Source organism: Xanthomonas sp. NCPPB 3959 (assembly GCF_056675575.1).
On record NZ_JBWWVR010000027.1, the window covers coordinates 1 to 14,372 of the forward strand.

A 14,372-nucleotide genomic window follows, 5' to 3' on the forward strand; every position below is an offset into this window, starting at 1 on the left:
GTCGGGATGGTCGGTGTGTGTGGCTGCAAGCCATGCATGAGGTGCTTCTAATTGGCTAGCTATCGTGTCGTTCTACAACCCGCACCGGCAAGCCCACGCAACTTGCGAGACGCTCAGTTTTTTACCCGGCGACCGACCAACTCTCTGGTGCGGTGTCCTCACCGATTGCGGGACCGTGTGGCGGCATGGATGCCGCCACCGAGCCTCCACGGACGGATTCACGGCGTGTCCCGCGAGCGGTGAGGACACCACGCCCTCGACCACCCAGGCGTTTGACTGTATCCAACAAGATGCGGCTATTAAAACCACTGCGCTCATCCCCAAACGAGCGTTCGCTACGGTTTGTTAGCCGCTTCTAGCCAGGCAGGCGCACCTGCACCTGATACGTGCGACCAGACACGATGTTGTAAACGCGCTGATCCGGGCAGGCTTTGCCGTCCACCAGTACCTCGATGTCGTGGCGCCCCGGCTCACGCGTCAGCGTCACCTCGAACTGCGCGCCACGGAACTGGCGCGTCACCTGCGCGTGCGGCCAATGCGAAGGCAGCTGCGGGCGGATCGCCAGTGCGTCGCCCTCGCCGACCAGGCCGAACAAACCTTCCAGCACGCAGCGATACACCCAGGCCACCGTGCCGGTATTGAACAGCTGGCTCGAACGCCCGGCCGTACGCGGGTATTGGTGCCACGCACCGCGATAGTAGTTGGGCAGCGACACCGGCAAGTGACCGCGTTGCAGCGCGTCCTCGCGCGTGGGGCCCGGCAACATCGCGCGCAGAATCTCCCACGCGCGATCGGCCTCGCCGATCTGGTACAGGCTATAGAGATAGAACGCGACCGCGTGGTTGTAGACCGCGCCATTCTCCGCCGCGCCCGGCCACTTCTGCGTCAACCGGCCTACGTCATCGCGCATCTGCGTATAGGCCGGCGCCAGCATCATTGGCCCGTATGGCGTGTGCAGCTGTTCGCGCACAGCCTCCAACAACGCCTCGCGCTGCGCCGTATCCGCAGTGCCGGCCAGCAGCGCAAAGCTTTGCGGATTGAGATAGATGCGCCCCTCCACATCCTCGGCGATACCGAAGCGCACACCATCGTCGGTGATGCCGCGTGCGTACCAGTTGCCGTCCCATAATTCGCGATTGGCATCGGCGTTGACCGTCTGCACTGCCTGCGAAAATGTCTCCGCCTGCGCAGTGCGCCCCTGCGCGGCGCAGATGCCCGACCACAACCGCAGCGCATACGCGGTGGCCACGGTGAGCCAGCCGGACACGCCTTTACCGCGCCAACCGACCATGTTCATCGGGTCGCACCAATCGCCTTGCGCGATGAAACTCAAACCCCGCCCATCGCGTGCATCCAGCAACCACTGCATCGCCGCATCCAGGCGCTCGGCCACGCTGAGCGCGTGTCCGTCGTGTGTGCGCACCAGCTCATCAAGCACACTGGCATCGCCGGTTTCGGCCAAATACGCGCTCAGGAAGATCGGCAACCACACGCAGTGATCGGTATGCGGCACTTGGTTGATGTATTTCAGCTCGGCGCCTTCCACCAGCAGAATGCCGTCCGGCATCGCCCCGCTGGGTTCCTGCTGCGAGAGCGCGTGCAATAACGCCGCGCGCGCAGTGGCCGGCTGCAGATACGCCATGCCCATGTGGTCCTGCAGATAGTTGCGCGTCTGCGGATCGGTGGTCAGGCGATTGACGTCGCCGTGGTAGAACACCTGCCGCGGCAGCCAGTGATTGACCAGGTTGTCCAACGCCGGATCGGGCGTGGCGATCTGCGCGCAGCCCCGCCCTCCTTGCAGATACTGCGCGTACTCGCGCGCGGCTGCAGCGAAGCCTGCTTCGGACAGATAACGCGTACGCAACGTGGCGATTTCCGCATCGTCCTTGGCCGGGCCGAATGCGAAGCGATACAGGCTTGCTTCATCGGCTTTCAGCGTGAGGCGATATTGCAACGCAGCTGCCGGGTTTTCGTAGTGCGCATCGCTGTTGCCCAGCTGCTCGGCCTGGATGGCCGAGGGCGCATGCAGGCCTCCCTCGCCTTCGAACGCCATCTGCTGCGCATCCCAGGCCACCGGCGGCTGCTCGTGCAGCAGGAAGGTGCAGTCCTTGAAATCGCGTTGGCGAAAGTAATCATCCACCTTCTGATACGGCGCCACGCTGCGGCAGACGATGCCGCCCAGTGCCGGCTCATAAGCGCCGCTCTGATGCATCCACGACATGTAGCCGATCGGAAAGTAGGGATACAGGCTGAGCCGGCGCGCACGCCCGGACTGGTTATGCACGCGGCATTCCCACAGCTCCACCGCATCGTCGGTGGGCAACGCCACGCACAGCTCCACCACGATGCCATCGTGGCGCACACGCCAACGCACATCGTGCTTGCCGGCAGAAAACTCGAACTGCTCCGGCGACGCGCGCACCGGTTCGTGCGGCACCGAACACAGCGCGCCGGTCTCTTCGTCCTTGAGGTAGAAGAAGCGCCCGGGGTGATGCGCGTAGTACGGTTGCTCGGGCATCATGAAATTGCGCGCTTCCAGCAGCGGCGCATGCGCATATTTGGCCGGCTCCGGTTGCATGAACTGCCCGGTGGCATAACCACGGCAGGTCAGCTGCAACATCATGCGGCGGTTCCACAAAAATCCGCCCGCGTTCGGCATCGCGGTGGGGCTGTAGAGCGCATAACGCGCGCCGTCGGCGCTGGGCGCCATCAACGTGGAAAGATCTTCGGCGTTGGAGGTTGTTTCGGAATCGGCCATGGACGTTGCAGACACGGTCAGCGATGCTCCTGTTCGTCGCGCTTGCGCGCGGCCAGTTCGTGCTGGATGCGACTCAACAAGCCATCATCGAGCGGATAGAAACGCATGGTCCAGGCCGCCAGCAACGCGACCGCGCCGGGGATCACCGTCAGCAGCAGCACGATGCCGGTCAGCGAACCGGCAGACTGCGCGCTGTTGGCCACATAGCCCATGCCGGCCAGCACCCAGGCGATGCCGGCCGATGCCAATGCGCCGCCCAGCTTCTGCGAAAACGTGGCTGCCGCGAAGGTCATCGCGGTCGCACGGCGGCCGGTACGCCACTCGGTGTAGTCGGCGGTGTCGGCATACATCGAGAATGCCAGCGGCGATTTGGGTCCCAGTGCCAGACCGATCAACATGTTCAGCGCAAAGATCGCCCACACCGCATCGGCGGGAATGAAAAACATCAGGCAACTCAACACGCCAACGACCGCCATCAGCGTGGTCATCAGCCGGCGTTTGTCCCAGTGCCGGGTCAGCAACGGGGTGATGCCCGCACCCACCGCCAACGCAACCGAATACCCACCAAGAAACAGCCCGGTCAACTCCGGCCGCTGCACGTAGTACTTGAGGTAGTACACGCCGGCACCACCGCGCATGACAATCGTGATCATGATGATCAGCGACAGCACGAACAGCACGCACCACGGCTTGTTCTGCAGCAAATCGGCAATGTCCTGGCGCACGGGCGTGCGTTGTTGCGGCGGCGGTTGCACGCGCTCGCGCGTGGTCAAGGCCACTGTGACGAACAAGGCCACCGCCACCGCGCCGTACAGCATCATCGTGCGTTGCCATCCCAGCGCATCGTTGCCGGCACCGAACCAGGCCACCAGATCCAGCGTGCAGTAATTGACCAAGGTGGTGCCGGCGAACGCGGCGATAAAACGCAGGCTGATCAGACTGGTGCGCTGGCTGCTGTCGGCGGTAATCACGCCCGACAATGCCGAGTACGGAATGCTCACCACCGTATAGGCCAGCATCATCACCAGAAAGCTGATCGTGGCCCACCACATGCGCCCATTCTGATCCAGCGCAGGCGTGGTGTAGGCGAGCACGCCGGTCACCGCCATCGGCACTGCGCCCCACAACAGATACGGGCGGAATTTGCCCCAGCGGCTGCGCGTGCGGTCGGCCAATGCGCCCATCGCCGGATCGGCGATCGCATCGGCAATCTTGGTCAGCAAAATCATGGTGCCCACTGCCGCCGCCGGCAGATGCATGGTGTCAGTGTAGAAAATCAGCAAGAACGCGGAGATGTTGGCCCAGTAAAGATTCAGGCCCAGATCGCCGCCGCCGTAGCCCAGTTTTTCGCGCCAGCGCAGGCGCGCCGATGCAGGAGACGTTGCAGGTGATGACGTCATCGGCTGGCCTTGGAGTGCGTTGAACCCGGCCGAGCGCGCCGTTACGCTGGGCGGCCCGCTCACCTGGCGAGGAGCGCCGACGCTACACCACGCATCGGCTGCCGCCAACGTGAAATCCGGCAACATGCCGAATCGATCCGGAGATATAACCTGACGTGATGGACAACGCCGCAACTCACACACCCGCGTCCGCTTCGCCCCTGGCCATCGTCGTCATGGGTGTTTCGGGCAGCGGCAAGACCACCATTGCCCAGGCCCTGGCAGCGCACTACGGCTATCGTTTTCTGGATGCCGACGACTATCACAGCGTAGCCGCACGCGCGCAGATGGCCACCGGCCAACCGCTCACCGATGCGATGCGTTTGCCGTGGGTGGAGTTGCTCTCTGCCACCTTGCGCGACTGTGTGCATGCCGGCGAATCGGTGGTGTTGGCGTTCTCGGGCTTGCGCGGTACCCACCGTCAATTGCTGCGCCGCAGCGGCGTGCCGATGCGTTTTGTGTTCCTGCATGCGGCCCCGCACGTCATCGCTGCGCGCCTGAGCGCACGCGCCGGCCACTTCATGCCGCCCAGCCTGCTGGAGAGTCAATTGCAGACCTTGGAACTGCCACTGGACGAAGCGGACGTGGTGTCGGTGGATGTGGACGCAACGGTACCGGAGGTAGTACAGGATGCGATCGCGCAGCTGGCGCTGATCGCTCCCGCGGCAGTGCACACAGCGGCACACTCACCTCAAAGTGCATGACGCGCCAGGTGACGCAGCCGCGCCCGCCTATTCCCTTCTCCCTCCGGGAGAAGGTGCTCCGAAGGGGCGGATGAGGGTACGTGCGAAGCCTCGCAATCCAGGCTCCCGAGTGGCTTCGCCCCGTACCCTCACCCCAACCCCTCTCCCGCAGGAGAGGGGCTTTAGTTCGTCCAGTGATCCACCTCACAAGGTGGCGCAAAATTTCCTGGTAACTTTTTGCAGACCGCTGTTCTGTATGGAAATACCAATCGCCTCGACGAATCATTTTCCCTATCGCAGCACGCATAAATAGTGATGAATCATCACCATTTGTGCGAATACCGAACACGGTGAACGCAATTTTTTCAAGCTGGTGACACCAGATGCAAACAGACCCGACCGTTGCGTGAATGCGGCGGTGCGCCTGTGTTGCACGGTCACCACAATCGGCCATCTTCAGTTGGCAGATCCGGGGGGATCCAGCGCTTCCTTCCATCTATGGACATGCCGTGATGACAAATTCTATTCGCCGCTTGCGATTTCGCAGTTTGACGCTCGTTCCCTGCCTGCTTGCCAGCGCAGTGGCTTTCGCCCAGTCCAGCCCAGCAACCGCACAACAGTCGGTGTCGTCCCTGGATGCCCAGGCGTTCGCGCGCTCCGGCCAGGTCTGGCGCAGCTTCGGCAACGACCTTCCGTTCGCAAGCCCCAGCAGCTGGCCCAGCGCTGGTGGCGGCTATTTCAACTCGCGCTTCGCACCGGGCGAGTGGAAGATCAATCGCACCACCGCCAAGACACTCAAGCCCGCATGGACCTTGACCACCACCGGCGACATCTCGGCCACGCCGAGCGTGGAAGGTGGAACGCTCTACGTCCCCGACTGGGGCGGCACGCTGTATAGCGTCGACACCCAGACCGGCAAGCCGAACTGGCAGGCCAAGCTGTCCGACTACACCGGCAATGCCAACTCTGTGACGCGTAATACGCCGGCCATCAGCGCCAAGAGCATCATCGTCGGCGACCAGGCTGCCGGCACCGTGCTGGCGATCGACAAGAAGACCGGCAAGCTGTTGTGGTCGAGCACCGTCGAAGCCAACCCGCAGGCGCGCATCACCTCTTCGCCGGTCATCTACGGCAACCGTATTTACGTGCCCGTGTCCTCCGGCGACTGGGGCAATCTCGACGCGACCCACACCTTCAGCTTCCGCGGCAGCGTGGTGGCACTGGATCTGAACACCGGCAAGAAGTTGTGGCAGTTCTACAACGTGCCCGATGGCTACACCGGCGCATCGGTGTGGGGCCAGGTGGCGATCGATCCGATCAGCCGCCGCCTGTATTTTGGCACCGGCAACAACTACAACATTCCCGCCAGCGTGGGTAATTGCGTGTCCAACGCGCGCTCCTACCGCGGCAGCGAACTCACCGTGCAGGACGAGCTCGATTGCATGGCGCCGGACAACTACGTCGACTCGGTGATCTCGCTGAACCTGGACACCGGCAAGCTGGTTTGGGCCAATCGCGCGCAGGGCTACGACGCATGGAATCTGTCCTGCATCGTCGCGCCCACCAATGGCCTGTGCCCGAACACCCAGGCAACCAACCTCACCGGTCCCGATTACGACTTCGGCGGTGCCGGCGTTCAGCTGTTCACCGTGTGGCGCGACGGTAAGCCGCAGCAGTTGATCGGCGCCGGGCAGAAGAGCGGCATCTACTGGGCCTTCGACGCCAAGACCGGGGCCAAGGTGTGGTCGACCCAGGTCGGCCCGGGCGGCACCACCGGCGGCGTCGAATGGGGCACCGCGTTCGACCCGTACAAGTCGCAGGTCTATGTGGCCATCAACAACAGCTCCAATGCCAGCTACACGCTGGGGCCGGCCAATACCGAACGTCACAATGGCGGTTCGTGGGCGGCGCTGGATGCCGCGACCGGCAAGATCAAGTGGCAGGTCAAGGTGCCCGGCATCAACCGCGTGAACCCGACCGTGCCGGCCGGCGGCCAGGGCTCGCTGACGGTGTCGCCGAACCTGCTCTATGCCGGTTCGATGGCCGGCAACATGGTCGCGCTCGACACCGACACCGGCGCCACGCTGTGGAACTACGACGCTGCCGGCTCGGTGATCAGCTCGCCCGCGATTGCGAACGGCGCGCTTTACTGGGGCGCCGGCTACGGCCGCTTCAACTTCGGCACTGCTGCAACCAGCAACCAGCTGATCAAGTTCGTGCCGGACAGCAGCGCGGCCAAGTAAGCGTCAACACACGTGAATTGCGTTGAATGACGCCTAGTCACGGCAGAACAACGGCGCCACCTTCGGGTGGCGTCGTTGTGTGTGGCGGGGACACGCCGCTACAGCCGCGTGACCTGACATAAGCGGATCTGCCCCGCTTCCAGCCCGTGCGCCTCGGCCGCACGGCGGCGCAACGCACACACCAGCCCGGCGGCATCCAGCACGCCATCGGCAGGCACGTCCACGCTGTGGGCAAGTTGCCCCCACAGCACCGGCCGACCGTCGCAATAGCCCTCGTAGTCGGCGAAATAATGCAGCTGGCGCAGCTCAGGTACCGACGTGGACATCGCCCTGGATCTCCGTGCAGCCCAGATGTTCCAACGCGATCTCCAGCCCGAGCAGATAGCTCTGCGCACAGTAGCCGCGTACCGTCGCAATGCGTTGCCCGAACCCTTCCGGCAGGCATCGCTCCGGTCGGTCCACGCTATCGTCGTGGGTTTCCACAAATGGATATGGCAGCGCGCTGAGCACGCGATGCAAGCGCACGCTGTCCACGCAACTGCCCGGATCGATCAACGCGATTTCCATCCGCGCCTGACCGGCCACACGCAAGGCATCCAGCAGCTCCTGCTCCGACCCGCAAGCACGCAAGGCCACCGTCTTGCCCGCATCCCCCGCGCACGCCACCAATTGCCGGATCACGGCACGCGGCAACGGCTGCGGACCACGCGCCAACGGCATCGCTGCCTCCGGCCCACGCACGATCATGATCGACATGTCGGTTTCCCTCAGGCGGCAACGCGCAACGGCGCGTGTACAGACGGCAGACAGCGCGCGGCAATACCGAGCGACATCGCATACGCACGCGGCGCATCGTGCGGCGTGATCACCACCGCCAACGGCGCATGCTGCGGATGCAGCCAGGGCTCCAGCTCCTGCGCCGCATCGGTATGCAGTTCGATATAGGGCGTGGGCAGCGCATCCAGTGCCGCGCGCAATGCCTTTGCATGCACCTGCGCACGCTCGGATGGCGGCAGATCGCCCGAATCCAGCAACACCAGCTCCACCTCGGCATCGCCACCAGCCGCATGCAACCCAGCGATCAAACTATCTACATCGGCACATGCCAGCGTACGCAACGCACGGCCGGCACACTCGGGCAGCTGCAGCGGCGCCAATTGCGCCGGATCGGCCTGCGGACCACGCAAAATCAGGATACACATCGTGTTCGACTCAACGCACCACTGTGCGGGAGTGCCAAGGTAGATCTGCCGGGCATAAAGGCACTATCCGCGCCTTGGTGTCCCGGCATAAAGAGTGCGTAATGCCATGCCCAAGAACGGTAACGCGTAATAACTCGAGGCAGACCCGCTCACACATGAACTGTCGGGCATCACTTCCTAGCGACACCCGAACCGTGCAAACCAACACCTGGCATACCGCCTTTAGCCGGCTTCACGAGGTCAGCAGTTGCTGACTCCAACCGTCTCTACAAGCACGCCGGTGCACTTCATAATGGCAAAGCGGAGGCGCGCTACTTCTCCCGCCGCCAATTCACCGATCCCTTGGTCTCCACCGTGCTCGATTCGGCTTCCACGTCGAAGCCGCGGCTGAGCAGATATTTCAGCGTCAGGACCGAGCCGCTGCCGACCATCGAAACGCCGTAGCCGACGTAGAGTTTCGGCGAGAGGTATTTGCCGAAGCCCACCACCGAGCCGACGGTGCTGGATTCGCTCACCCCCGCTTCGTCCAGGCCGAGCTTGGCGCCGATCTGCGAGGCGATCAGGCTGCTGCCGGCCGACAGGGCCGCCGAGGCGGCGCTGACCTGCTGGGTTTCGTCGCTGCTGGCGGTGGACAGGCCGCGGCCGAGCACCAGGTAAGAGAGTGCTTCGGATTGCGACATCGCCGGGTCCGACCATACATCCGCACGTGGCGATTCGGCGCGTCCACTGACGTCGATGCCGGCGGTGACATCGCCGATCTTGCGTTCGGCGCGCAGGCTGACGCGCGGGTCGGAGACGATGTTGTTGTTCCAGGTCAGCTGGCCGCGGCTGATGGTCAGATCCTGGCCATAGGCCTTGTAGCGACCACGTACATCCAGCCCGCCGTTGGCGGTCATCTCGCGACCCGGGCGCGCACGGATCTGCATCTGCCCGCTCAGCCCGCCCTTCAAGCCGAAGCCGCTCATGTTGACCTTGTCGCCAAGCACAATGGCCAGGTCCATATCCAGCGGCGAGGCAGGCGCTTCTTCCGGATCCACCGGGTCCAGCACCACCACGTCCTCGGATACCGAGGTGCCGCGATCCAGGCGTTCCAGATCGATATCGGCTTCCGGCACGGTGACCTTGCCGCGCAGCTGCATGGTGTTGTCGGTGATGCCGAACTGCATGTCAGGGTTGGCGATGATGCGCAACTCGCTGGTGTTGTAGGCCAGCACGTTTTCGCCGCGGATATTCAGCAGCAGCGGCGTGGTGGTACCGAACCACGACAACCCGCCGTCGATGTTGAGCGTGCCCTCGCCCGACTTGGCCGATGCGGTGATCTTGGCCGAGCCATCCGGCAGAGCATCGAAGCGGCCCTTGCCCTCGCTGAGGGTCAAACCCATCGAGGGATATTCGGCAGTGAAGTTACTCAAGGTGGCATCGCCGCCGAGCAGCGGTTTGTCGCGGGTGCCGCGCAGGCTCACATGGCCTTCGACCAGGCCCTTGGGCTGCACCACATCGGCCACCACCAGCTCCAGCCAGTACAGGCGCGACATATTGAGATACAGCTCGCCGTTGAGCGGCGCATACGCATCCCAACCGGTATTGAACTTGGCATCGACAAAGCCGGCGCCCTGGAAACCGATACCGAGCTTGGCCTGGATCTGCTGCGGATTGAAATCGGCCTGCATGCTGAATTGGTCGTAGCGCAGCAACTCACCACGATTGGGGTTGCCGGCCACCGCCGCATAACGGGTTTCGCCCAGGCGAATACCGCCCTCGGGCGAGGCGATCCGGAACGAGCCTTCCCACGCATTGCCGCGCGGCTTGAAGCTGCCATCGAGCGCGAGCTCCCCACGCAGATAGATCTGTCGGCCTTGCTGCTTGGGCAACCACGGTTGCACCAGCGACAACGGCAATGCATCGCCGTGCACCACCATGCCTTCGCGCGGCCAGTTGGCGCTTGCGCACAGCGCGCCGCCGGTGGCAGCGCCCAGGCAGGTATCGGACAAGGTAAATGCCGCGCCGTCGGTGCTGAACTGCGCCGGCTGCCGCAGCGCCCACGCAGCGCCCTTGGCCGGTGCGATCCGCAGCGTGCCGACCTGGCCCTGCCAACGCTCGCCGTTACGGCGCACATCGCCCTGCAGCGCGACGTTGGCCATGCTATTGGCGATGTCGGCGTCCAGGCGCAAGGCTTCCACCGCGCCACGTGCCTGCACGCGCACACTGTCCAGCACCACGCCGGCTTCGATCGCGGTGCCCTGCAATGCCAGTTGTCCATCGCTGCCGCGCCACGGCAACCGTCCACGCAAGCTGATGCTCTGCGCGCTGTAGTCGTTCCAACGCAAGCCATTGCCGACGATGTCGGCAGTGATGTCGGGCGCGTCGCGACGGCCGCTGACCTGCAATTGCCCGCGCACCGTGCCAGTGGCACCGGGCAACACATCGTCCAGCTGAAGCGGCTGCAGTTGCGCGGCGATGTCGAGCTGGTCGCCGACCTTGCCCTTGGCGTTGATGCGGCTATTGCCCAGCGATAGCTGCAATTCGCCCTCGCCCTGTTCGCCGCGCAGGGCGAACTTGCCATTGGCCGACAGCGCGCGTTGACGCAGCTGGCCGGTCAGGGTCGGGATATCCGCAGTGGCTTCGAAGCCCGGCGATACGCCGCCGGCCGGTGCCGGCAACTGGCGACCCTTGGAGGCGACCTTGCCAGAGAGATTGCCGTTCCAACCCGGCGCAAAATAGCCCGGATCGAACTTGGCCAGTTGCGCGGTGACATCCCATTGCAGCTCCGGCGTCCAGCCCACTTCGCCGGTGAGATCCAGCGAGCCGCCCGGGGTTTTGGCCTGCACCTGCTTGAGCTGCGCGCGTTGATCGTTGCCACGGCTGTCGAACACCAGCGCGGCCTGTTGCCCGTCGCGTTCCAGCGTGGCGCGGCCGATCGCCGCCCACGCCTTCAAGGTACCGGCCACGCCCAGGCGCGCATCGACCAGTTCTACCGGCACAGCGGGCGCATCGGGGGTGGCCGGGTCCGGCGTCGGGGTGAAGCGCAAACCGCTGGCATTGACCGCGAAACGGAAGCTCGGATTCTGGGTGTCGCGGAAATCCGCAGTACCACGTAACTGCGTGCGGCCTTCAAACGTATCGATCACCAGCGGCTCGACCGTGATGACCTGGTCCAGCAGGCTGATATGCGAGGGCTGCAGCGTGGCGCTCAACTCGCCCTGCTTGACGCTGCCTTGCAGATCGGCGGTGCCGCCCTTGCCGGAGGCTTGCAGGTTCAGTGCGATCGGCGTGGCCGGGGCGGCGTACTGCCCATTGGTGGCCGGCATCAGCAGCGAGGTATCCAGCGCGTCGGTCACCGCCTTGAACGTCCAAGTCGGCGCATCGCGCCCGGTAAACACCAGGCTGGCCTGCAGCGGTGCCGGCGCGCGGCCGGCGATGGCCACTTCCATCTTGTCCACATCGCCGCGTGCGACCAGCCCCAGGCTGGCCGGCGTGCGCCCGCGTGCGGCCGGCAACACGGCGGTGGCGGTGAGATCGGCGCGGTAATCGTCGCTGGGCACGTAGTCGCCGTGCAGGCGGAAGTTGCCCATATCGGTGTCGACCACCAGATTGCGCGTGCGCAACTCGCCGGTCGCCACTTCCAGCCCGCCCTGCACTTTGTGCAAGACGATCATCGGCTGCTGCAGCTGGGTGATGCGTAGGTTGTCCACCGCGATCTTGTCGGCCTGGATCGCCAGCGGCACGTTGATCTGCGGCAACGATTCGGGCCAGCTCGGCAGCGTGAACGGTTCGTCGCTCTTGCCCAGATTCAAGGTGGCATTGCTGACCTGCACCGCATCCAGCTGCAGCTTGCGGCCGAGCAACGGGCGCAGGTCAGGTTCCAGATACACGCGCTCGGCGGTGAAATGGATGTCCTGATAGCGGAAATCGACATCGCGCAAGGTCAGCGGACCGGCGACCGGGCCTTCGACCTTGCCGTAAGTAAACGTGGCACCGACCGGCAAGCGCGCCACCACTTGCGCCAGCAACACATCGCGCCCGGCCACGGTCTGCAGCAGCCAGTACACCGCGATCAGGGCCAGCAGCACCAATCCCAGCACGGTCAGCCCGGAGCCCACCCAGAACCGGCGCCGGCGATAGAAACGCGCGCGGCGCGGTGCGGGGGTCGGCGTAGGCGTAGGCGTGCTCACAGGTTGGCCCCGATATCGATATAGAGCTGAAACTGCGAGTCGGGGTCGTTCAGGCCATGCGCGATATCCACGCGTACCGGTCCCACCGGCGAGCGCCAGCGCAGACCGAAGCCGATACCGGTATGCCAGTCGGGCGTGTCGTCGAAGGCGCTGCCGCTATCGACAAACACCGCCCCGCCCCACGGGCCGCCCTTGAGGTAATGCTCGTACTCGGCGCTGGCGGTGACCACGTTCTTGGCACCGAGCGCGAATTCGTCCGGCCTGGGTGTGCGTGGGCCGACTTCGCGGAACGCATAACCGCGGATGCTGTTGGCGCCACCGGCAAAGAAGCGCAGGCTCGGCGGCATCGCCACCAGATCGCTGGTCCAGGTGGTGCCGCCTTCGCCGCGCAGGATCACCCGGCCGTTGTCGCCGGCACCCAGAAACCAGCGCAGCTGGCCGTAGACCTGGCCGAAGTTGGTATCCGAGCCGGCGCCTTCGGCACCGCCGCGGATGAACGCCTGCCCGGACACGCCACTGCGCGGAAACAGGCGGTCGTCGACGTTGACGTAGTTCACCTGCAACTGCGGATAGACCAGCGTGGAAGTCTCGTACACCGCACCTTCGAAATCGTCGCCACTGCTGAAACGCCAGCGCTCGCGCAAGGCGTTGATCGAGGCGATCGCGCTCCAGCGCTCGTTGATCTGGCCACTGCGGCTGCCGGTGAGTTTGACGTTGCGCAGGTCGATGTATTCGGTCTGTTCGTCGTATAGCCGCGCCGAGGCGGTGTACCAGCCATCCAGCCAGCGGAACGCCGGCACGCGGTAGCTGGTGGTCAGGCTCTTGCGGTTCTGCGCGTAGTCCAGCTGCGTGTCCATCTTGTGGCCGCGCGAATTCACGTAGCGCCGCTCCACGCCGCCGCGCACACCGGCGCCGCTCTCGCTGCCGTAGCTCAAGCCGGAGGTGTAGACGGTGCGCTTGGCGCGAGTGAGCTTGACCTCCACCGGCACGCGGCCCTGGTCGTCGGCGTCTTCGGGCTTGGGCTGGATGTCGATGGTGCTGAAGTAATCGAGTTTGGTCAGCGACTCGCGCAGGCGATCCAGCTTGCCTTCGTGGTAGTAACTACCTTCGTCCCAGTACACCAACGGGTCGAACAGGCCTTCGCGGAAGTAGTCGTAATCGAAGTGCACCTTGCCCATGTCGTAGCGGCGGCCGCTGTCCCAGTTCAAATCGATATCGGCAGCATGCTCGGCACGGGTGACGGCAACGCGGCGTTGAGTGAAGTCGGCATCGAAATAGCCACGCTCGGCCAGACGACGGGTGATGCGCACCTTGCTGGCTTCGTACTGCGGGTGGCTGAAGACCTGGCCCTCGTGCGGCTCGAACTGCTTGAGGTCCTGGCCCAGGTAGCGGTCCTGCTCGGCCCAGCCGGTGATGGAGATATGCGACTGCCGCACCCGCACCGGCTCGCCACGCTCTACCGTGATCACCACCGTGACCTTGTCGCCTTCGCGCGGTGCAGCCAGTTCGATGGTCGGCGAGTAATAGCCGAAAGGCTCCAACGCCTCACGCGTCTGCCGCTCGGCCTGCGCCAGCAAATACTCGATGCGCGACTCGCCCTGCTCCTTGCCGACAGCCTCATAAAGAGACAGGGAGACCTCGATGTTCTCGATCATCTCGGCGTCGTCGTCGCCGTCCAAGCCTTTGATTTCGATCTTGTCGATGGTTCCGCGGGCAGCCGCTTGCAGCGGAACGAGCAGGGTGCACACCAGGGAGAGAGCAAACACGACTTTAAGCATCGGCAAAGGATACCCAGCCTGGGCGTGAAGGGACAAAAAATCTAAGCAATCTCGACTATACGGACGCGCATGCGCTGGTTAGAGTCGGGGTGTTGTT

Annotated in this window: 9 protein-coding genes; 2 read left to right on the forward strand and 7 right to left on the reverse strand. The window is 64.4% G+C overall.

Annotation, left to right across the window (positions count from 1 at the left end):
• Positions 1 to 355 precede the first annotated feature (355 nt).
• Together AC1KVG_RS20800 and AC1KVG_RS20805 are read right to left on the reverse strand one after the other, a co-directional pair.
• On the reverse strand, positions 356 to 2,773 hold the full coding sequence (locus AC1KVG_RS20800) for a GH36-type glycosyl hydrolase domain-containing protein (RefSeq protein WP_481095678.1): 2,418 nt from the start codon (positions 2,771 to 2,773) through the stop codon (positions 356 to 358).
• A gap of 2 nt (positions 2,774 to 2,775) precedes the next feature.
• Positions 2,776 to 4,158: an MFS transporter gene (locus tag AC1KVG_RS20805; protein WP_046932188.1), complete on the reverse strand. Its 1,383-nt coding sequence runs from the start codon at positions 4,156 to 4,158 to the stop codon at positions 2,776 to 2,778.
• A 158-nt stretch (positions 4,159 to 4,316) separates the two neighbouring features.
• On the opposite strand from AC1KVG_RS20805, the gene AC1KVG_RS20810 reads away from it, so the two are divergent.
• Positions 4,317 to 4,901, forward strand: coding sequence for a gluconokinase (locus tag AC1KVG_RS20810; protein WP_481095691.1), 585 nt, complete (start codon positions 4,317 to 4,319; stop codon positions 4,899 to 4,901).
• A 491-nt stretch (positions 4,902 to 5,392) separates the two neighbouring features.
• The gene (locus tag AC1KVG_RS20815) at positions 5,393 to 7,123 is read left to right on the forward strand and encodes an outer membrane protein assembly factor BamB family protein (RefSeq protein WP_176341127.1); all 1,731 of its coding nucleotides are present in this window, start codon (positions 5,393 to 5,395) and stop codon (positions 7,121 to 7,123) included.
• 98 nt (positions 7,124 to 7,221) lie between these two features.
• Here AC1KVG_RS20815 and AC1KVG_RS20820 read toward each other — a convergent pair whose 3' ends face one another.
• The 5 genes from AC1KVG_RS20820 to AC1KVG_RS20840 all read right to left on the reverse strand — a co-directional run bounded on the left by AC1KVG_RS20820 (position 7,222) and on the right by AC1KVG_RS20840 (position 14,275).
• Positions 7,222 to 7,449, reverse strand: a complete 228-nt coding sequence (locus AC1KVG_RS20820) for a hypothetical protein (RefSeq protein WP_168957536.1) — start codon at positions 7,447 to 7,449, stop codon at positions 7,222 to 7,224.
• Entirely contained in the window at positions 7,430 to 7,879 is a 450-nt protein-coding gene (locus AC1KVG_RS20825; RefSeq protein WP_481095679.1) for a 3-dehydroquinate dehydratase, read from the reverse strand. The genes AC1KVG_RS20820 and AC1KVG_RS20825 overlap by 20 nt, the downstream gene beginning before the upstream one ends.
• A gap of 11 nt (positions 7,880 to 7,890) precedes the next feature.
• Entirely contained in the window at positions 7,891 to 8,325 is a 435-nt protein-coding gene (locus tag AC1KVG_RS20830; RefSeq protein WP_481095680.1) for a hypothetical protein, read from the reverse strand.
• Positions 8,326 to 8,636: 311 nt separating this feature from the next.
• A complete protein-coding gene (locus AC1KVG_RS20835) occupies positions 8,637 to 12,497 on the reverse strand; it encodes a translocation/assembly module TamB domain-containing protein (protein WP_481095681.1) in 3,861 nt (1,286 codons plus the stop codon).
• Positions 12,494 to 14,275, reverse strand: a complete 1,782-nt coding sequence (locus AC1KVG_RS20840) for an autotransporter assembly complex protein TamA (RefSeq protein WP_115039126.1) — start codon at positions 14,273 to 14,275, stop codon at positions 12,494 to 12,496. Before AC1KVG_RS20840 ends, AC1KVG_RS20835 begins: the two co-directional genes overlap by 4 nt.
• Positions 14,276 to 14,372: the final 97 nt, after the last annotated feature.